The sequence below is a fragment of the Roseimicrobium sp. ORNL1 genome, assembly GCF_011044495.1.
Lineage (GTDB): Bacteria > Verrucomicrobiota > Verrucomicrobiia > Verrucomicrobiales > Verrucomicrobiaceae > Roseimicrobium.
Genome location: NZ_CP049143.1, coordinates 6,898,403 through 6,917,960 on the forward strand (window position 1 = coordinate 6,898,403; position 19,558 = coordinate 6,917,960).

14 protein-coding genes are annotated in these 19,558 nt (G+C 60.9%); 8 read left to right on the forward strand and 6 right to left on the reverse strand.

Features of this window, described 5'->3' with window-relative positions:
- Nucleotides 1–3: 3 nt before the first annotated feature.
- Together G5S37_RS27720 and G5S37_RS27725 are read right to left on the reverse strand one after the other, a co-directional pair.
- Nucleotides 4–969, reverse strand: coding sequence for a glycosyltransferase family 9 protein (locus G5S37_RS27720; protein ID WP_165208803.1), 966 nt, complete (start codon nt 967–969; stop codon nt 4–6).
- A gap of 50 nt (nt 970–1,019) precedes the next feature.
- Nucleotides 1,020–1,616, reverse strand: a complete 597-nt coding sequence (locus tag G5S37_RS27725) for a hypothetical protein (RefSeq protein WP_165208805.1) — start codon at nt 1,614–1,616, stop codon at nt 1,020–1,022.
- A gap of 150 nt (nt 1,617–1,766) precedes the next feature.
- Between G5S37_RS27725 and G5S37_RS27730 the strand changes: the two genes are divergently transcribed.
- From G5S37_RS27730 to G5S37_RS27745, 4 genes are all read left to right on the forward strand, one after another.
- On the forward strand, nt 1,767–2,651 hold the full coding sequence (locus G5S37_RS27730) for a hypothetical protein (protein ID WP_165208807.1): 885 nt from the start codon (nt 1,767–1,769) through the stop codon (nt 2,649–2,651).
- A gap of 352 nt (nt 2,652–3,003) precedes the next feature.
- On the forward strand, nt 3,004–3,294 hold the full coding sequence (locus G5S37_RS27735; protein ID WP_165208809.1) for a hypothetical protein: 291 nt from the start codon (nt 3,004–3,006) through the stop codon (nt 3,292–3,294).
- Nucleotides 3,295–3,401: 107 nt separating this feature from the next.
- The gene (locus G5S37_RS27740) at nt 3,402–4,256 is read left to right on the forward strand and encodes a DUF692 domain-containing protein (protein ID WP_165208811.1); all 855 of its coding nucleotides are present in this window, start codon (nt 3,402–3,404) and stop codon (nt 4,254–4,256) included.
- 4 nt (nt 4,257–4,260) lie between these two features.
- Entirely contained in the window at nt 4,261–5,178 is a 918-nt protein-coding gene (locus G5S37_RS27745; protein WP_206026177.1) for a putative DNA-binding domain-containing protein, read from the forward strand.
- A gap of 2 nt (nt 5,179–5,180) precedes the next feature.
- Here the strand turns inward: G5S37_RS27745 and miaB are convergent, their stop codons facing one another.
- Complete coding sequence (miaB, locus tag G5S37_RS27750; RefSeq protein WP_165208813.1) at nt 5,181–6,548, reverse strand: tRNA (N6-isopentenyl adenosine(37)-C2)-methylthiotransferase MiaB; 1,368 nt, start codon at nt 6,546–6,548, stop codon at nt 5,181–5,183.
- A gap of 154 nt (nt 6,549–6,702) precedes the next feature.
- Nucleotides 6,703–7,155: a hypothetical protein gene (locus tag G5S37_RS27755; RefSeq protein ID WP_165208815.1), complete on the reverse strand. Its 453-nt coding sequence runs from the start codon at nt 7,153–7,155 to the stop codon at nt 6,703–6,705.
- A gap of 262 nt (nt 7,156–7,417) precedes the next feature.
- Between G5S37_RS27755 and G5S37_RS27760 the strand changes: the two genes are divergently transcribed.
- Nucleotides 7,418–8,692 carry a sialidase family protein gene (locus G5S37_RS27760; RefSeq protein ID WP_165208817.1) on the forward strand — a complete coding sequence of 425 codons (1,275 nt, stop codon included), beginning with the start codon at nt 7,418–7,420 and terminating at the stop codon, nt 8,690–8,692.
- A 142-nt stretch (nt 8,693–8,834) separates the two neighbouring features.
- On the opposite strand, the gene G5S37_RS27765 is transcribed toward G5S37_RS27760, so the two are convergent.
- Together G5S37_RS27765 and G5S37_RS27770 are read right to left on the reverse strand one after the other, a co-directional pair.
- Nucleotides 8,835–10,913 (reverse strand): BamA/TamA family outer membrane protein, encoded by a 2,079-nt coding sequence (locus tag G5S37_RS27765; RefSeq protein ID WP_165208819.1) that lies wholly within the window; start codon nt 10,911–10,913, stop codon nt 8,835–8,837.
- 200 nt (nt 10,914–11,113) lie between these two features.
- Complete coding sequence (locus G5S37_RS27770) at nt 11,114–15,598, reverse strand: translocation/assembly module TamB domain-containing protein (RefSeq protein ID WP_165208821.1); 4,485 nt, start codon at nt 15,596–15,598, stop codon at nt 11,114–11,116.
- A 242-nt stretch (nt 15,599–15,840) separates the two neighbouring features.
- On the opposite strand from G5S37_RS27770, the gene G5S37_RS27775 reads away from it, so the two are divergent.
- The 3 genes from G5S37_RS27775 to G5S37_RS27785 all read left to right on the forward strand — a co-directional run bounded on the left by G5S37_RS27775 (nt 15,841) and on the right by G5S37_RS27785 (nt 19,483).
- Entirely contained in the window at nt 15,841–17,271 is a 1,431-nt protein-coding gene (locus tag G5S37_RS27775) for a DUF1501 domain-containing protein (protein ID WP_165208823.1), read from the forward strand.
- A gap of 8 nt (nt 17,272–17,279) precedes the next feature.
- Nucleotides 17,280–17,594 (forward strand): hypothetical protein, encoded by a 315-nt coding sequence (locus G5S37_RS27780; protein ID WP_165208825.1) that lies wholly within the window; start codon nt 17,280–17,282, stop codon nt 17,592–17,594.
- A 68-nt stretch (nt 17,595–17,662) separates the two neighbouring features.
- Nucleotides 17,663–19,483: a DUF1549 and DUF1553 domain-containing protein gene (locus G5S37_RS27785; RefSeq protein WP_206026178.1), complete on the forward strand. Its 1,821-nt coding sequence runs from the start codon at nt 17,663–17,665 to the stop codon at nt 19,481–19,483.
- Nucleotides 19,484–19,558 lie beyond the last annotated feature (75 nt).

Here is a 19,558-nt window from a genome sequence, read left to right on the forward strand (position 1 = left end):
GCGTCACTTTTCAGTGCCGAGGCGCAGACCTTGCAAGAATCGGCGCATCTCCGCCAGCGCGCGGTCCACAGGCCAGTCCTCCAGCGTTCCCTCTGGGGGACTCACCACCTGCACTCCCGCATTGCGCGGTGCCCAGGTGAGCGGGTCCGTGGGGCCAAAGAAGAGCAAGCACGGTACCCCGCACGCGGCGGCGAGGTGGGAGATACCGCTGTCATGCCCGAGGAACGCCGCCGTGCCGCAGAAATGCCCGGCCAGGGTGGTGAGGGGAAGCTGGTCCCAGTGGATGTAGTCCAGCCCCTGCCAGCCCTCCCGCAGACGCGCGGTGATGCCACGCTCGTGCTCCGCCTCTCCCGTGATCAACGCGAGGCGCACCAGGGGAAATGCCGTGCTAAGGGCCCGCCCTGCGGCGATCCAGTGCTCCACCGGCAGGTTCTTTTTCAAGGAACCACTCCCGGGGTGCAGCGCCACGAGGGGGCGGTCCGGGAGCGGATGCGTGGCAGGGGGCTCTGCCACGGCAATGCGCGGCGCGGGGTCCTCCAGATACATGGCCAGGCTCTCCAGCGGCTTCGCAAGCTGCTCGGCGGCATGACCTTTTCCCACTTCCACACGATGCGGACAGGCCAGGAAGGTCTTCACCCCCATGCGCTCCATGTTCTCCCGAAAATAGCCATCCGGGTCGTACAAGTAGCTGATGATGAGGTTGAAACTCCGAAAATAGTCCGCCAACTGGCCTTCAGCGGGTGCCTTCGGAGCGAAGAGCCGGGCCATGCTGGCGTGCTCCAGGCTTCGGGTCTCATCCGCCACACCCGCCGCGAGGGCGAGCTCGATGATTGGCTTGTACCCCAGCACCTCAATGTGGGCATTGGGAATGCTCTCCCGCAGCAGGCGGATGGCCGGGAGCGTCAGGATGAAGTCACCAATCGCCCCGCCGCGAATCACCAGCACACGGGGACGGGCAGCAGTGGCCATGGCGGTGCGGCGGTTCTCCTTCCCCTGCTACAAGGCCCTTTTACCGAACCCTACCAGGCGCTCACCGCCGCGACGAGCGTGAGAATGCCATAGGCGACACCGCCAGCGGAGGCCATCCTCCAACGGCCGGCGTTTGCCGTGGCCCAACTGATGCCATCCCGCAGCAGGTAGGGCATGCCCACCAGGAACATGCCACCCAAGACCCACACATAGGCGAGAATGGGCATCAATAGACGGCTGGAGGAAGGCTGGAGGAAGGCGGCGTGCAATACCGGCGAGGCAGCCAGCAGCAGCAGGGCCCCGAGGGCGCGCACGGCCAGAAACTCCGGCACATACACCACCACCAGCACAAAGGTGAGAGGCAGCAGCATCACCAGCCAGCGACGCCAGGTGAAGAACTCACCCATGTCCATGTACGAGACGAGGAAGTAGCTCCACACCGTGCCGATGGCGAGGAGGGCAATGCCCCAAGCGCGGTTGCGCGGGAAGTTCTTCGCCATGGCCATGGCCTGCTCCGCCTTCAGATAGGCCCAGAGATGACCCAGCACCAGAAGTACTCCCACGATGAGTCCGGCGGTCTTCAGCGACAACCCTTCGCCATCGGAGCGTTGATGGAAGATCCAGTCGTAGAACTCTTGGGGATTCATGGAGGAGGTGCGTCGAGTCGTCTGCCATCCCGCCGGATGCGGCTCCTTGCAAGGGGAAAGAGCACCGCGAGAGAGGGGCGGGAAAAAATGTGTCTTGCCCCCGCGTGTCCTGCAATGGTAGCACTTCGTGCAATCCATTCGTCCTCTTGCATGAAGCACTTCGTCAAATTTGTCATCATTGAGTCAGATGAAAGGGTTGGCAGTGAGGGCAAAAGCCTGGCGCCACCAGCCTACGCGGAATGCAAATCTCGCTGGCCCCAATGTTTCGCCCTAGGCACAAGATCCATGAGCGTACACTTGGAGGAAGGCGATCCGGTGCTGGAGGAGATAGTGACGTTTCTGCGCCAACAGGGCCTGAAACCGCAAGCGAAACGCCATCCCACTCCCAGTTTGGGCGACAAGACCCAGTTCTTCGTCCAAGGCTTGAGGACGTTTGATAAGGAGGACATCAGCGAGGCGGCATTCTACATGCTCATGCCGCAGAATGAACTGGGCGATGGTGGAAACCATAAATCCACTACCCAGATGTATCTGGAGCGGGGATCACTAAAAAAGCAGCCCGTCGGCAGTATCGGCACTACTCCAGCAATGGGATGCACAGATACCTTCCGAAAGGAGTTGGAGAAAGCAGGCTTCAAAGGACTCGGCTTCCGGGAAATAGTGAGCAAAGACGGAAAGCCACTGCCCGAGCCCTACTGGCAACTGCTGCCAGACACCCATATGCCAGCACTCTTGAATCGAATCGTAGGCGAGGATGGCAACGACTATCAACCGGAACGGGTGCGCGAAACCGGGTGCTTCATAGACGATTTTTACTTTCCGGAACTGCTGCGTTTCCCTGCGAACGAGGTTCAAGCAATGGGAGGTTTTGACTTTGCCGCGACATCCAAGCGCTTCGGCGGTGCGCCCGGGCGCTTTTACACTGGCACGGAGAATTTCCTTGTGAAGCCGCGCATCATTGTCTCCAAGGCATTCCGAGAATGGAGCCTCGGTCGGAAGCTGAAGCTTGAATTCTATCCCGTGATTCTCGAATAAGGCGCGGGGCCAACCAGATATCTCCCAAAAAAAGCACGCCTGCGACAAGGCCAGTCGCCTTCACGGGTCATCCTTCGCCATCGAAGCGCCGGTGGAACATCCACCTGTAGAAGCTTCGAAAAAACACATAGGGGTCGGACGCGTGCATTTCCGCCAGAAACGCCCTCTTGCCAAAGGAGAAGACACCCTTGAGAAACGCTCCAGAACCTGGGGGAGGGCGGTTTCTCAATTTTTCCTCAGAGAGATTCTGAATCCAGCAGTACCGGCTGCGCCGAATCAGGCACGTGTCCACCAAGGCACTTCCGCTTCGGGGGACCAGATCAAAACGCTAACACAACCTGGATAAACCATCATGAAGTCTACGAAGCTGACCAAATCACTGCTCGCCGGTGCGGCGATGACCGGACTCCTGGCAGGTGGATTCACTGCCCAAGCTGCCTCCACCACTGGAACTGGCATCTCCATCGCCAAGGCGGGTAGCGCGGACACGCTCGCTGCGCCGAAGGATCACGCCTGCAAGGGCCAGAATGAATGCAAGGGCCAGGGCGGCTGCAAGAGCGGTGACAAGGGATGCGCCGGCAAGAACACCTGCAAGGGCAAGGGCGGCTGCGCCATCAAGGACGGCAAGCCCGTTCACAAATAGGCCGTACTTCAGCCTACGCTGAAATACCCGACCGCCGGAGCCTGGCACCCGACAGGCTCCGGCGCATTCCTCTCCACCGTTCATTTTCACCCCCGCTCTCGCGCTTCATGCCCGCCTCCCGCTTCAATGGAAACACCGAATACGGTGTGGGCATTGGCCTGCGCATCCCCCACTACCGCCATATTTTCGAGCAGAAGCCGGTGGTGGACTGGTTCGAGATTATTTCAGAGAACTACATGCTCGGCGGTGGCCGCCCCATGGCCGTTCTCGACCGCCTGCTGGAGCAATACCGCGTGGTGCAGCACGGCGTCTCGATGTACTTCGGCAACCCCGAGCGGCCCAATCGCGATCATCTGAAGAAGCTCAAGACGCTCTGCAAGCGCACGAATACCCCCTGGCTCTCCGACCATCTCTGTTGGGGTAGTGTGAATGGGCGCTACTCCCACGACCTGCTGCCCATGCCCTACACCTGGGACGCCGTGAAGAAGACGGCCGCGAAAATCCGCGAGGTGCAGGACTACTGCGAGCGCCCCGTGGCCGTGGAAAACCTCAGCAGCTACGTGGAATTCCACATCAGCGAGATGACGGAGTGGGAATTTCTGAGCGAAGTGGTGGAGGCTGCGGACTGCGGCATCCTGCTGGATGTAAACAACATCTATGTCTCCAGCGTGAACCATGCCTTCGACCCGATGGACTACCTCAACAACGTGCCGCACCATCGCGTGGCACAGATCCATATTGCAGGCCACACAAAGCACCCCACGCACATCCTGGACACACATGATCACCCCGTGATCCAGCCTGTGTGGAATATCTATGCGGAGGCCATCAAGCTCTGCGGCCCCACAGCCACGCTGCTGGAATGGGATGACAAGATTCCCAGCTTCGATGAAGTACATGCCGAAGCCCTGAAGGCCACTCAATTTCTCCCCAAGACGCATGCCAAAGTCCGCGCTGCCTAGCAAGGTGAAAACTGCACCTACTGCGAAGGCTCCCCGCAATGCGGCGGAGGCGCAACGCATGATGTTCGGCGCTGTCACACGAGCGCTGCATCAAAATGGCATGCAACAGACCTGGGTGGATGGCTCGGACATGGCGCGCTATGCAGAGCTCTTCGTCAAACCAAACGACCGACTCACCTCCTTCGAGCGGTTGGAGATCTACAATCAACAGTACTGGTGGCGTGTGCTGGAGGGTTTCGCGGAGGACTTCAGCGGCGTGGCAGCCGTGATCGGCCCAAAGAAATTCGAGGCGCTCTCGGTGGCATACATTGAAACCTGTGGCTCCAACTCCTGGACCATGCGAAACCTGGGCCGGGACCTGCCCGCGTTCCTCGTGGCGCATCCACAGCTCACCGCACCGCATACCACTCTGGCGCTCGACATGGCCCGCTTGGAATGGGCACGATGCCTGGCCTTCGATGAGCCTGCCGACCCTGTGCCAGATACGCAGAAACTGGCCCGCACTCCACCACACGAGTTGCGCCTCGGCCTGCAATCCTACATCACCCTGCTCACCCTGGAATATGAGGCTGAGCAACTCCTGCTGCGTCTCCGCCGCCGCTCGCAGAAAGCGGCCGGCTCCACCGCCAGCAATGCCATGACCTCCGCGCCCCGCCGCAGCCGCGCGTTGCGCATCGTGGCCAAGCGTGCGCCTGCACCCGTGCATCTTGTAGTGCACCGCTTGCAGAACACCGTGTACTACAAGCGCGTAACGCCCGAGGCCCACGTGCTGCTCACCCTGATACACCAGGGCATACCTGTGGAGCAGGCCTGCGCCAGGGCTTTCACTGGGAGTGATTTCACCCCGGAAGATGCCGCCTCACAGATCCAGCAGTGGTTTGCGGACTGGATGGAGCTGGGGTGGTTCACGGGACGTGCGTAACGCTACACCGTCAGGGCCGGATCACCGTACAAGGTGAATCCCTGAAACTCCGTGATGTGGACGTCAAAAATCTGACCGATGTGGCGGTCCGGGTTCCCCTCGAAGACCACGATCTTGTTCGTGCGCGTGCGGCCGGTGAGGCGGGCGGCATTGGTCTTGCTGGGGCCTTCGCAGAGGATTTCCACATTCGTGCCCACCAGCGGCACATACTTCGCCTGGGCGTGCTTGTTGATGAGGGCCAGGAGATCCTGATTCCTCTCCTCCTTCACACGCTCGGGGAGTTGCAGAGCGTCTTCCATCTCGGCAGCGGGAGTGCCGCGCCGCTTGCTGTAGCGGAAGATGAAAGCGTTCTCGAACTCGAGGCGGTCGCACAGGGCACGGGTCTCGGCGTAGTGCTCATCCGTCTCGCCGGGAAAGCCCACGATGATGTCCGTGGTCACGGCGATGCCGGGGCGCGCGGCGCGGATCCTGGCCACCAGCTCTTCAAACTTCTCCGCGGAATACGGGCGGTGCATCTTCTTCAGGATGGCATTGCTGCCGCTCTGCATGGGAAGGTGCACGTGCTCGGCCAGCTTCGGCAGGTAGGTGAAGGCATTGATGAGGTCCGCCTTGTAACCGATGGGATGCGGGCTGGTGAAGCGGATGCGCTCAATGCCATCCACCTCATGCACGGCCTCCAGGAGCTGCACGAAGGGGCTCTTGCCGTCCTTCATGGGGAACTCGTGGCGACCGTAGAGATTCACGATCTGTCCCAGCAGCGTGACTTCCTTCACGCCACGCGCGGCGAGGCGGCGCACTTCCTCCACGATGTCCGCGATGGGCCTGCCACGCTCGCCACCGCGCGTGTACGGCACGATGCAGAAGGTGCATTTCATGTTGCAGCCCTGCATGATGCTCACGAAGGCGGAGGCCTGGTGCTCCTTCAGCTCGTGATCGCGGATGGCATTTTGCGAGGCCTGCTCCTCCTCGGTATCGACAATGGAGAAGCGCGCGTCATCCATCTGGCGTTCCTCGCGGCCGCGAATGATCTGCTCCACATACTCCACCACGCGGTGGTACTTCTGCGTGCCGACCACGAGGTCCACCTTGGAGGTGGTAATGAGCTCGGAGCCGCGGCTCTGGGCCATGCAGCCCATAAACCCGGTGACGAGCTGCGGACGCTCCTCACGGTACTTGTTCATCATGCCCATCTTCCCCAGCGCCTTCTGCTCCGCCTGATCACGCACAGAGCAGGTGTTGATGAGGATCACATCCGCCTCGGCCTCCTGGGCCGTCATGGTATAGCCACGCTCCACGAACATCTGCGACACCTGCTCGGAGTCGCGCTCGTTCATCTGGCAGCCATAGGTACGGATGTGGACGCGGGGCATGATCTGACGGGACTTACGTACTGAAGAGCGGAAGGGGACTCCGGAGGGCCGGGAAGATACCGCCCTTGGTGGGGATGACAACTGCGGAAGGGAAGTCTTCCCAGTGAAGGTCCGGACTGGGTGCCGTTCCAGCGGGTAGCGCCGTGACCAGTCCCTAGGCGTCTTTCGCGATGACCTTGATCTGGTATGTCGGCTTGTCCGTGAACTGGCTGTTGTAGGAGGCTTTGATGGTGAGGGTGCCGTCCAGAATACCGGAACGGGAGTGAGTGGCGCGTGAGGCGTCAAAGTGGAAACTGCTGTGGTGCCCGCCACGTTCGGTGTCGAGCCAGTAATACATTTTGGTCAGACCTGACTCCCGCTCTTTGTCGGGCTGATACAGCATGACGGTGACATACTTGCACGGGCCCGGCAGTTCGATTTCGGTGGGCTCACCCTGATCAAGGACTTCAATAACCACCTTCACGTTTTTTGGCTTGTCGAAGTCCACCCGGTGCTTGCTGGCCCGAAGCTCGAGCATCTCCTTGATGTCGTCTCCGGTGAGTGGCGGCGTGCTGTAGGTCAAACTCGGATCAAATCCTGCCGGAGGAGCGGCGTGGGAGGACGCCATGCTGAGAGAGACAAAGGCACACAGAAGAATGCGAAGTGGATGTGTCATGGGATTGGTAGTGGGCTGCAACGGTCGGCGGACAGAGGGCGGCTCATTCAAGGGAGAATGAGAAAAGCTCGCGAAGGGACTCGCGAGGAACGTTGGGCTGCGAGCATGCCAGATGGGCGCGTGGTTTTTCCAGAACATTCACTGGAAATCGGAAACACGGCGCAATGCGCTTCCCATCCGAAGCGTTCAGAATCACCGCTCCACCTTCGCCGTCATGCTGCACCTGCATCCGCTCCCCTTCCCCGGCACCTTCCGTTTCGTAATTGCGATGATGGTTCTGTCAGCAGTGAGCCTCACGCTCTCCGCTGCACAACCGCTGGCACAGGACTACGCCATCGTTTTCCGCAACCCGGACCCGGAATACTATGTGGAGGGACCGGGCCTTGCGAAGTTGGACGATGGTTCCCTGCTTGCTGTGGTGCCCGTAGTACCTCGTGCGAAGTGGAGCGAGGAACGCCGCGCCACGAAGAGCGCAACCCACCTGCTGCGCAGCGAAGATGGTGGCAAGACATGGACGGAAATCTCCAGCCTGCCCTACTACTCCGCGGCACCCTTCATTCACAAGGGCATCCTCTATCTCTTCGCGAACAAGGGCGGCACGAAGTCGCGCAACGATGATGTGGTGCTGCTGAACAGCATGGATGGCGGGAAAACATGGTCCGAGCCAGTGACGCTTTTCAAAGGGCACTTCTGGAACTGCCACACCGGCATGGTGCAGCGCGAGGACAAGATCTACTGGGCCACCGATGACCTCAGCCTTGGGAAGAATCGTGGACCTCGTCTCATGGCAGGCGACCTCTCACGCAATCCCATGGATCCTGCCTCATGGCGCCTGTCCTCACCGGTCCCCTTCCCCGGTGTACCGAGCATGATGACCCTCTCGAAGGATGAAAATGTCTCCAGCCAGTATCTGGAGCCAAACGTCCTCGAAGTCGGCGGCAAGCTGCGCGTGCTCTGCGTCGTGAAGCTGAAGCGCCAGGCCGTGACGAACCTCTGCGGCGTGTTGGATGCCACCGATGATGGCCCAGGCCAAGCACTCGGACTGAAGTTCACCCACTACCACGCCATGCCCGGCGGGCAGCTCAAGTTCTGCGTGATCCGCGACGAGCCCTCCAAACTCTTCTGGGCCACCGCCAACTATCCCGCCGACAGCACGGATGTCTTCGACTGGTTCAAGACCGTGAAGGAGGAGACCGACACCAAGGAATCCACCGTGCCCGCCGGTGGCAATGATCGCCGCTTCCTCATGCTGCAATACAGCGTGGATGGCCTGAACTGGTTCCCTGCCGGTTGTGTGGCCCAAGCGAAGAAGGTCTCGCAGTCATTCATGTATGCGAGACCGGTGGTTGACGGTGATGATCTCGCCATCATTGCACGCTCCAACATCAACGGCCCGAATCACCATGACGCCGATTGCGCGACGTTTCACCGTGTGAAGAATTTCCGGGAGCTGGCCCTGGATTTGTATCCTGAGGCGGAGGGGAAGTAGCCCGCCGTCAAAGCTTCACTGAATACGCCGGCCAGAGGCCAGCGTTCCCAGGACCAGCAGATGCCAATCACACTCCACGGCAGTTCTTTTGTTCCCTCATTAGCGTCCGTTAGCGCACATTAGCGGTCCGCTGATCATCCGCCTAAAACGCATACCCAAACGTAATGTGCAACGCCCCGATATCTTCGCCTTCACGGCGGTCAGGATTGAAACCATAGTCAATCCTCAACGGACCCACGGGCAGCTTGTACCGGATACCCAGACCGATGGCGTATCGAACATCCTCCGGACGCCTGAAGATGCTTTCTTCTTCACGCGTGAGCGTGCCCATGTCACCAAAGAGCGCCAGCTCAAGGTTCTGAGCGACTTCATAAGAGAACTCCACGCTGAAGGTCTGGCTCAACGTGCCGCCGATGGGTGTATCGCCCTTGATGCTCTTCAAACCCATCTCCCGCTCCTGGAAGCTGCGCACACTGGTGGCGCCACCGTTGAAGAGCCGCAAATCAATAGGCACCTCCTCCAGGCTTTGCTCAGGCCGGATGGCGCTCGTGCGCGCGAGCAGGGCGGCACGAAATTTGTCCGTGAAGCGCACGAAGTAGGCAAAGCTGAGATCCGCACGAGTGTAGGAAATATCCCCGGCGAGTGTGCCTGAAATGCTCCCATTGAACACAAATCCCCTCGTGGGCAGGACCGGACTGTCGCGGTAATCGATGATGGCGGAGAGTCCCACGAGGCCGAGATTGTACTCATCCGGGCCGAGTTCTTCCGGTGTCAGCAGCTCGGATTCGGAATTGTTCAGCGAATAGTCCGCAAACGCATTGGTGGAGACGTGCTTCGTCCACTGACGGGCCAGCACCATCCTGCCGCCGTAGCTCTGCCTCTTGTAGTCAAAAATTTCTTCGCCGTCGGCATATAGCGAAAGGTCCAGTGAGAAGGGCGAATTGAAGACCGCTGGATCCGTGAAACGCGCCGAGCCCGTGATGCCGATACCGCTCGACTCCACCTTCAATTGCGCTGCGTTTCCAGAGTCGAAGATGTTCACCTTGCGCAGTTCCCCACCCACAATGACCCCCTTGAAGGTTTCGTAACCCCCATACCACGCGCGAGTGCGGGTGGGACCTTCCTCACCGGTGAGCTCCAGGGTGATGGTGTCGTCCGTCAGCTTTTTCGGCGTGACATCCAGGCGCGAGAAGACATCCGACCTCAGGGCCTGCTTGTGCATCAATTGAAGATCCGCCGGAGAATACACCTGGTTTACCGAGCGCTTGAAGCTGGCGCGCACCACGCGCTCCCCGCCCTTGGAAAATCCCGGGGCCACGGAAACACCCGCCACACGGAAGATATTTCCAGGTGTAACCTGATACACCACCGGCACTGGGCCGCCGCGAACCTTCGAGGGATCGGCGGTCGCCGTGACATCCGCCAGGAAGTGGCCACGCTGCTGGAAGATACCCACAAGCTGCTTGCGCACTTCTTCAATCCTCACTTCGCTGAAGGGCTGCCCCGTCATGCCTTCGATGGCTGCCTGCACCTCGTCACGGCGCGATTCCCAGTCACCCGTTAGTGAGACCTGGCCAATGTCAAAGCGCGGTCCTTCGGTGATCCTCACCAGGATGTCCTGCGTCTTCGTCTCCGAGCGCATGGTGAACTCGGGATCCGACACCGTGGCATTCAAGTAGCCTTGAGCCTGGAAGTAACGCTGCACCAGTTGCGCGCCATGCCGGATGTCTCCCTCCACCAGTGGCGGGTTGGCAATTCTTCGCCCGAGCTTCTCATGCGTGGGGCGCAACAGGAACGCGCGCAGGTCCTCCTCCCGTTGCGAGGTATTTCCCTCAAACGTGATGATGCCCACCGTGTACTGCGGGCCCTCCACCACCCTCAGCACGGCAGTTCCGCCCTCCACCGTCCACGCCACCGTTACCTCCGGAAATCCCAGATCAAGGAGCCGCTGCCGCAGGAAGAAAGCGAGGTCATCAGCGAGCGGCTCAGACATGGAGGCATCTCCGGAGAGGCGGAGCTGATCCTCCAACACCGATGTTACATCGTTCACATTCGTTTGTGATACACCATCCGCCCGGACAGAGAGCCCCTCGATCTGTACCGGGACAGAGACCGTCGCGGGGGGGACGGGTGCATTGGCAGAGCGTCTCTCCCTCACCGCGGGTTGCTGGGCGTGGAGGGTGGTGGAGCCCAACAAGCACATCAGCAGTAGAATCGGCATCACCAATGCGCCTGCACACCGGGAGCCACAGGCAACAAGGAGCGGCTGCTTCAGCTGCCGTGGAAGCGAGCCATCCCTATGCCACACACCTTCCCCCTGGAATCCTCGACAGCTCGTCTCTCCAAACGGCGACTGAAGTCGCCGCTCCTTGGAGAGGCGGCGTCCACTCGTCTTTTGTGTGACATCCCCCACCTTCATCATCATCGAAGTCTCACCAGGTAATAAAGCAATCCACGGAATCCCTCTCCTCCCACGGAGCCGGTGGCCTGCAGCTTGTCGCTGAGTTCAATCCGCGCCGTTACCCCGGGACCGGTGCCGCTGCGTCCCGTGCTTCCCACCGGATCCACCGAGAAGGTGATCCTGGAAGGCTCATCATCGAACCGACGCCGCGGCGCGGCTTTGTTGAAGAGCCTGCGATACATCTGACTCACCAAAAGGAACGCCGCGCGATTCGCTGCCATGCTCTCGGCGCCTCCTGCGTCTCCCGCCGTGGAGCCGGTGGCGAGCAGCGAGGCGATTTCGTTCTCCGGCAATGGCGGACTGGAGGTGAAGCGCAACTGCGGAGCGCGCGCGCTGCCATTGGCAAACACCGTGACGCGGTAGTTGTTGATGAGCGATTCACCCCGCACCTCCAGCGCGGGGTCAAACGGATTCTCCTTGTTGAAGATCACGGCTCCGTTCGTGATCGTCAGCCGGCTGAAGGGTAGCATGAGCCTCACGCCATCCATCGTGGCCCTGCCTTCAACGGCCAGGGCCGCCCCGGTGCCACCCACGTGGGCATTCACCAGCATGCCTCCGTTCATGATGTTCCCCAGCAAGCGCACGGGATCACGCGTGGTGATGGCCACATCAAACGTCCAATCCTTCAACATGGCAGGAGCCGCAGGAGGGCCGCTCCTGCCCACGCGTACCGATGGTGGCAGCGGCGGCAACCCATTGGGCAGTGAGAGCGGGAGGAACTCCACCTCCTTGAAGATGCGACCGCGCACCAGTTCGACGCGTCCTGTCACGGCGGACTTCGCGAGCGTGCCTCGGCAGGACACATCCGCATTCGCACGGAAGCTCATGGCATCATCCCGTATGATGAGCGCCTGATCTGCCGTCAAGCGCAGATCCATGATGGGGTCCTTGATATTGGCTGCATCCACATTGCCTCCGAGTCGAATACGGCCTCCTGCCACCAAGGCCGACACGTCACTGAGCTCCACGCGTGTCTCACGGAAGTCGAGGTTCGCCTTCACGTCCTTGATGTCCATGGGCACATTGTCCAGCGCAACACTGCTCACCACGGTACGCAAGGCACCGGACCACGTGGGCTTCGCAGGGGTGCCGGTGATGTCTGCCTCCAGTGCGATGGTGCCATTCACCCTCTGCACCTTCGGCACGAAACGCGGAACCACATCCAGACTCGACGTCGGCAGGCTCACATGTGCCTGAAATGACCGCTCCATCAACGCCTTTGGATTCCTCATCACCATCTCCGCATCGAGGGCCATGGATCCAGCGACCTTGAGCGGTTGCAAGGGTGGCTGCCTCACGGTGGTATCCAGGGTGAGCCGGTCGCGCTCCAACACCAGTGCAATGTCCGCCTGCGCAGGCTGCAGCTTCCCCTGCAACGCGCGGCTCCGCACGCCGCTTAGCGAGGCCGTCACTTTTCCCTGCAGTTCCTTCAGCGTGCCCTCAAACGAAACTTCTCCCGTCACCGTGCCCTCCACCGGCGCTGTCTTGCCGATGGTGTCGAACACCTGCTGCAGATTCAGCCGCTCCATCTTGAGCTGCAGATGTATGGGCCGCGCGTCATCGAGCGGCACGGCGGGACGTGGCTGCTTCGCAAGCGCGAGGGGTAATTGCATCGTGCCATTCAGGAGCTGCACGCGCTGCGTGGATAGTGTGAGCTTGGGCACGCTGAGATCGGTGTCCGTGACCGTGGCCTGCGCTTCAAGCTGGAACTCACCCGCGCTGGCTCGCAGCTCGGTAATCTCCGCGCGTTTCCCTTCGTGTTTGGTATTGAGGAAGAGGTTATACGTCTCTGCGCGACCTTCGATTCTCACGGCATTCACGGCGATGGTGCCCCCACCGGTGATGTCACGCGTGGCGATCACGCCGCTTCCTTTCCAACCAATGACCGCGCTGCCGGCAGTAATCTTCGGCGTCTTCGCTGCACCCATCCATGGCGTGAGCGCGGTGAGACGCGGCAGCTTGCCATGCACCTCCGCATTGAAGGGCTGCTCCGTATTCAGCGGCATACGGCCCTCGATGGTGATGTGATTGTCCTTGTCGAACTGCACCAATCCCGAGGTGATATCCGCAATGCCCTGTTGCACGGTGAAGGCGAGATCCAGATTCTCCACCGTACCGCCGCGCCACTTCAATCCCGCCACCGTCAGCTCGCCCTTTGCCGCAGGCTTCGCATATTGCTTCTCCTTCAAGTCAGCCACATCAAACGACGCCATCCCTTGTGAGGCCACCGTGCCTGCCGTGGGCGCGGGTGTCATGCCCATCAATGGACCCAGCGAGGTAAGGTCGTTGAGTTTCACCTCCCATTTCACGGCAGTAGTCTGGCGGCCCGTGAGTTGCATGTCTGCATCCACATTCGCGGTGTTCTTGCCTTCATGCTCCAGGCGGCTGCTGGCTCGCAGCAGGCCGTTGGCGACAGAGAACTGCGATTGGAATAGGTCGAGCTTCCCTTCGCGCCACGCGAGCTTGGTCAATTGCACCTCTCCTTCCGCGGCGACCTTCTGGTATTGTTTCTCCCGCAGGCCAGCCAATTCAAACGTGGCGCTGCCTTTCGAGTTCACCGCGCCTGCCTGCGGTGGCGGTGAAAGCTGCACGCCTGCGAGTGGCAGCAGCGAGGCGAGATCGCCCAGCTGAGCCGTCCACTCCACCTTCACCGGTTGACGTTCAGCTAGCTGCAGGGTGGACTTTAACGTGGCGGTATTCGTGCCTTGGTGATTGAGATTTGCCGTGATGGTCGCAGTGCCATCTCGCAGGGACACCTCCGTCACCAGCGCCTGCAGGTCGCCATTCCGCCACTTCAGCGCATTCACCTGAAGGGATGCTTGTGCCGTGGCGCGGTTGAAATTCTTCTCCCGCAGATCCATGAGATCGAAGGCAGAGGTCACCTTCACCTCCGCGCGTCCGGCCTCGGGTGGCGGTGTGTTCGTGAGCTTCAGGATGCGGAAGAGCCCGGCAATGTCCGTCACGCTGCCATCCACCTGGAGCTGGGTCGGCTGGCGTCCACTGAGTACCATCTCGCCCGTGGCGCGCACTCGGTTGTCCCCCTGCTCGTCCAGCGTGGCCAGGAATTCATTGACGCGCACCACGGCATCATTCGACGTGATATCCACCTTGAGCGATGGCACGTCGGCTTGCGGCAGCTTGATACCCGCGCCGTCCAGTTTCGCTGTCGCCTCACGCACTCTTCCGTCTGCCAGGGCCACCGTGCCTTTTCCATTCAAGCTCCCCTGCAACGCCATTCCGGCCTGCTTCACGGTCGAGAGATCCGGCGCCGCGATGGACCACTGCACCTGCATGTCTGCCTTGCTGAACTGCTTCCATGATTCCGGAAGCTGCACCGTCCCACGGCTTTCGAGAAGATTGGGTCCGGAGGCGATCTTGAACGAACCCACATTGAGCGTGCCGTCCTTGATGGTGCCCAGAAGTTCTGCGGTATCACACGCATAACCTGCCACACGCACGCCGCTGACTTGCAGCACCACTTCGGCATCGAGTTGCCGTGGCCATTGGGGTCTTCCCTTCACCTTGATGTCCGCCAGCGTCACCGTGGTGGCGAAGCCTTCGGGCAGCTTCGTCCACCGCTGCACTTCCGTGTGCGCCATGTTCGTGATGCGCACGGTGGAGTTCACCGCAGGCTCGGTGCCGACACCTTCCACACGGCCCTTGGATGAGAATGTGCCCTTGCCGGATTGCACGTCGAGTTGGTACTCCATCGCGCCCTGGTGCAGGTCCTTCACGTCCACATAGAGCAGTGGTACGGTGACATTCGGGTCGATGCGCAGATCCGCGATGCTGAGCCTCCGGTCCTTCACCGCGGTGCGGCCTTCCACGTCCTGCACATGAAGATTGGCCGAAGGCAGCACAAACTCCTGGATGCGCAGCGCACCGGGCTCGTCTTCATCGATGAGCAGGTTCAGCCCCTTCAGGACGATATCGCCCTCATCCGTGCGGATCACGGCATTGACGTTTTGAAGGTTGATGCGGTTCACCCAGATGTCGGGCGGGGGCTTGTTCCGCTTCACTCTCGGTGGTGGCACCGGGGTATCGATGCGAGTGCGGATATCCGCCTCAATCGTGGCGCCCGAGAGGCGAATCTCCTCCAGGAAGCTGCCCGGACCTTCCCGCCACAGTTTCCACAGGTTGTACCGCAGGAGAGCATCCTTCATGTCGATGTTTACCACGGTAGAGTTCTCCGGCCCACGCACCTTCAGGGCTCGCACCTTCAGGTCGGAGAGCATCGAGCCCTCCAACTCCCACTCCAGCGTGAAGCCCTGACGCTGCGCGAAGTACGTCGCCCCCCAGTTCAGCCCCCATTGCAGAAGCTGCCGGTGAAAAATGACGGCCAGGGTAAGCAACCCGAAAAGCACCAGAAGCCCGCGCTTCAGCCATCGCCAAAACCGGGACTTGCGTGGGGGCTTGGATTCCGCGGCAGGCGGCGCTTCAGTCATGTTCCTGAGTTAAATCGTGTCTGGTCCCACTTGAGGACGAGATGGATTCGCATGAGGACGGGGTGACGGCTTTGAAGGACGATCGGCTGTTTTCGCCATCATTGCCTGTATTCTGCACGAGCGGAAGGCGAATCTTCGCCGACTCCCCTTTTTCCTCGCCCCGGGTTTCGGTTCCCGATATTCTCGCGTCTGCAAGAAATCCCCTGCCGGGATCGTCCCTGTCACCTACGCCTGACTGAGCCATGGCCACCTGCTCTTGCCCCTCCCACCTGCCCACGGACCGCCGACGTTTCCTTGGCGGCATGGGCGGCATTGCGCTGGCGCATCTGCTGCAGCAGGATGGCCTGCTGGGCTCCGGCCCGATGGCGGGTTCAGGGAATCCTCTCGCTGCGCAGCGCACCCATTTCCCTGCGAAAGCGAAGCGGGTCATCTGGCTCTTCATGCACGGCGGGCCGAGCCATGTGGATCTCTTTGACCCCAAGCCGGAACTCATCAAGTGGGCGGGCAAGCCGCTGCCCGAGAGTGTGGGCACGTTTGAAACGCGTCGCAAGGTCGCGCAGAATCCCCTGCTGGGTCCGGTGAAGCCCTTCGCGCCGCGTGGCCGGAGCGGGATTGAGATGAGCGATTTCCTCCCGCACATGGCCGGCGTGGCGGATGAGCTGTGCGTCATCCGGAGCTGCCATGGCGACAGCGTGAATCACCCGCAGTCCGTGTACCAGATGAACACGGGCAGCATTCTCATGGGCAAGCCCAGCATGGGAAGCTGGGTGTCCTACGGCCTTGGCTCTGAGAATGCGGACATGCCCTCCTTCGTGGTGATGCCGGACCCTGGAGGTGGCCTGAAAGGCGGCGCGCCAGCCTGGGGCAGTGGCTTCCTGCCTGCGACCTACCAGGGCACACCGGTACGACCCGGGCCGAATCCCATCCTGCATCTGCAGCGACCCGAAGGGATGTCTGCCCAGCGCCAACGCAGCACGCTGGACGTGCTGCATGAGCTGAATCAATTGCACCTTGACGAACGCGATCACGACACGCAGCTCGCGGCTCGACTGGAATCTTACGAGCTCGCCTGGCGCATGCAGAGCGCGGCGCCGGAAGCGGTGGACATTTCCAGCGAGAGCGAGGCGACGAAGAACCTCTACGGCCTGGATGATCCTGTGACGCGGGACTTCGGCACGCGTTGCCTGCTGGCGCGTCGACTGGTGGAGAGGGGCGTGCGCTTTGTGCAACTTTACTCCGGCGATACCAATGGCTGGGACGCACATGAGGATGTGCTGGACAATCACACCACCCACTGCGCGAAGACCGACAAGCCCGTCGCAGGGCTCATCCGCGACCTGAAGCAGCGAGGTCTGCTGGAAGATACGCTGGTGATCTGGGGTGGCGAATTCGGCCGCATGCCCATGAGCGAAAAGGGCAAGGGCCGCGACCACAATCCCTACGGCTACACCACCGTCTTCGCCGGGGCCGGGGTGAAAGGCGGCCACGTGCATGGCGCCACCGATGATTTCGGCCTGCGTGCAGAGCGCGACAAGGTGCATGTGCACGACCTGCACGCCACCATCCTGCACTTGCTGGGCATCGATCACGAGCACCTCACCTTCCGCCACAACGGACGTGATGAACGCCTCACGGATGTGGCGGGGAATGTGGTGAAGTCCATTCTTGCTTGAACCACGTCATGGCTTCCACGACATACACCCAGCGGTTGCTCTACAGTGCTGCACCAGTGCTTATCTTGAGTTGCCTGGTGATGGCAGGTTATTCCTGGGAACCAGCGCTTCATGCACCGTGGCTGCTTCCTGGCTTTCTCTTTGAACGATCACAGGTGATGGCCGCTGTTCTCGGAACTCCCCTTGTCGCTGGTGTCTGCACTGTCGCGCTCCTCCTTCTGGCCGCATGCCGCACCACGACCACGGTTTTGGTGACCGTATACTTTTCTCTGAACATCGCGGCGACTCTCGCGTTTCTCGCGAGCTACGACGGCCACTCATGAATCGCCGGACCCAATTCACAAGAGTCGCAAGGGCAGCATTGTTACCCTGTGCTCTTGTGTCGCTGCATGTGGCACCGTCACTGTTCGCCAAAGCCATCCGCGCCTCGACTGACCCGGTGAAGGACGAGCCTCCCATCACGGAGAAGGAGCGGCAGCACTGGGCCTTTGTGCCGCTGGGCTCGCCTGCACTGCCGCAGGTGGCACATCAGGGTGTGATACGAAATGAAGTGGATCGGTTCATTGAGTCTTCCTTGGAGGGAGTGGGACTCACGCTGCTGCCGCAGGCCGATCCGGCCACATTGCTAAGACGCGTAACCTTTGACCTCATCGGCCTGCCACCTGCAGAAGCGGATGTGGCGGTGTTCGTAGCGAATCCCAGCGATGACGCCTATGCAGCATATGTGGACAAGCTACTGGCATCTCCGCAGTATGGCGAAGCGGCGGCGCAGCCGTGGCTGGACTTGGCGCGCTTTGCCGAGACAGATGGCTTTGAGCATGACATCGAGCGCAAGCATGCGTGGAAGTATCGCGACTGGGTCATCTCCGCGCTGAATCGCGACATGCCGTTTGATGCCTTTGTGCGCAATCAGATCGCGGGTGACAAGATCAAAGGCGGTGAAGCCGCCGCGACTGGGTTCCTGCTTTCTGGACCGGACATGCCGGACATCAACAACCAGGATGAGCGCCGGCATTTTGTGCTGAATGACATGACCTCCACGGTCGGCTCCGTGTTCCTCGGGCTGACGATGGGCTGCGCGCAGTGCCACGACCATCCCTATGATGCGGTGAGCCAGGCGGACTTCTATCGGCTGCGTGCCTTCTTCGATTCGCTGCCGCCCATTGCACGTGATCGTCAGCTTGGTCCGGAGATGCGTGATGCCGAAGGAACGCGTCCCGTGAGCCATGCCTTTGTGCGCGGGGATGTGAAACGCGAAGGGCCCGAGGTGCGGCCTGCGTACCCGCGCATAGCAAACCCACGAGGCGATGTCGCCGATGAGAGTCGTGCGGCATTGGCCGATTGGCTGGTAACTAAGGACAATGCGCTCTTCCTCCGCGTGTCAGCGAACCGCCTGTGGCAGCAGCACTTTGGCCGTGGGCTTGCCGCGACCTCCAGTGACTTCGGCAAGCAGGGGGACAAGCCCACGCATCCGGAGCTGCTCGACTGGCTGGCCGCAGAACTGCCACGGCAGGGTTGGAGCTTGAAAAAGATGCACCGCATGATCGTGCTCTCCGCCACCTATCGCCAGCAGAGCGTGGGCAAGGGTGATGTTTGGGAGGCGGCTCTTGCAAAGGACCCGGAGAACAAGCTCTACTCTCGCATGCCAAGGAAGCGGCTTACGGGTGAGGCGATTCGCGATGCGATTCTTTTCACTTCAGGCCATCTCAATCCCAAGGCGGGTGGACCGAGTGTGCGCCTCCCGTTGCCGGCAGAGGTGAGCAACAACCTGCTGAAGAAGCAGCGCGAAGACGTGACGAAGGATGCCTCAGAGCATGCGCGGCGCAGCGTGTACGCCTTCTCGCGAAGGAATCTACGCTATCCGCTGTTTGATCTGTTCGACCGGCCGGATGCGCTGCTGAGTTGTGCACGTCGCGGTGAATCGACCACGGCGCCGCAGGCGTTGTTGTTGTTCAATTCGGAGGTGAGTCAGGAGACGGCGGAAGAACTGGCGCAGAAGGTGATGAGTGCCAGTGGCGGTGACAGTGCGCCGGAGATGCTGGCGAAGGTGACGAGCCGGGTGTTGCTGTCACGCGAGCCAACGAAGGAGGAGTTGATGGTGGGTGCGGCATTCTTGCAGAAGCACACGGCGCATACGGAAACGCTGCAGCAGGCACTGGCAGACTACTGCCTCGCCGTGCTGAACTCGAATGCGTTTGTGTGGGTGGATTGAGATCGTGGCCGACTTTCTCCGAAAGTCGAAGCGGGTGATAGTGGCGACTTGGGTGATTTTAAAGCGCAGCGACTT

Coding starts and splice junctions, on each gene's coding strand:
- G5S37_RS27760 (WP_165208817.1), top strand. CDS start 7,418: ATGCTGCACCTGCATCCGCTCCCCTTCCCCGGCACCTTCCGTTTCGTA.
- G5S37_RS27725 (WP_165208805.1), bottom strand. CDS start 1,616: ATGAATCCCCAAGAGTTCTACGACTGGATCTTCCATCAACGCTCCGAT.
- G5S37_RS27770 (WP_165208821.1), bottom strand. CDS start 15,598: ATGACTGAAGCGCCGCCTGCCGCGGAATCCAAGCCCCCACGCAAGTCC.
- G5S37_RS27780 (WP_165208825.1), top strand. CDS start 17,280: ATGGCTTCCACGACATACACCCAGCGGTTGCTCTACAGTGCTGCACCA.
- G5S37_RS27775 (WP_165208823.1), top strand. CDS start 15,841: ATGGCCACCTGCTCTTGCCCCTCCCACCTGCCCACGGACCGCCGACGT.
- G5S37_RS27765 (WP_165208819.1), bottom strand. CDS start 10,913: ATGCCGATTCTACTGCTGATGTGCTTGTTGGGCTCCACCACCCTCCAC.
- G5S37_RS27730 (WP_165208807.1), top strand. CDS start 1,767: ATGAAGCACTTCGTCAAATTTGTCATCATTGAGTCAGATGAAAGGGTT.
- miaB (WP_165208813.1), bottom strand. CDS start 6,548: ATGCCCCGCGTCCACATCCGTACCTATGGCTGCCAGATGAACGAGCGC.
- G5S37_RS27755 (WP_165208815.1), bottom strand. CDS start 7,155: ATGGCGTCCTCCCACGCCGCTCCTCCGGCAGGATTTGATCCGAGTTTG.
- G5S37_RS27720 (WP_165208803.1), bottom strand. CDS start 969: ATGGCCACTGCTGCCCGTCCCCGTGTGCTGGTGATTCGCGGCGGGGCG.
- G5S37_RS27740 (WP_165208811.1), top strand. CDS start 3,402: ATGCCCGCCTCCCGCTTCAATGGAAACACCGAATACGGTGTGGGCATT.
- G5S37_RS27735 (WP_165208809.1), top strand. CDS start 3,004: ATGAAGTCTACGAAGCTGACCAAATCACTGCTCGCCGGTGCGGCGATG.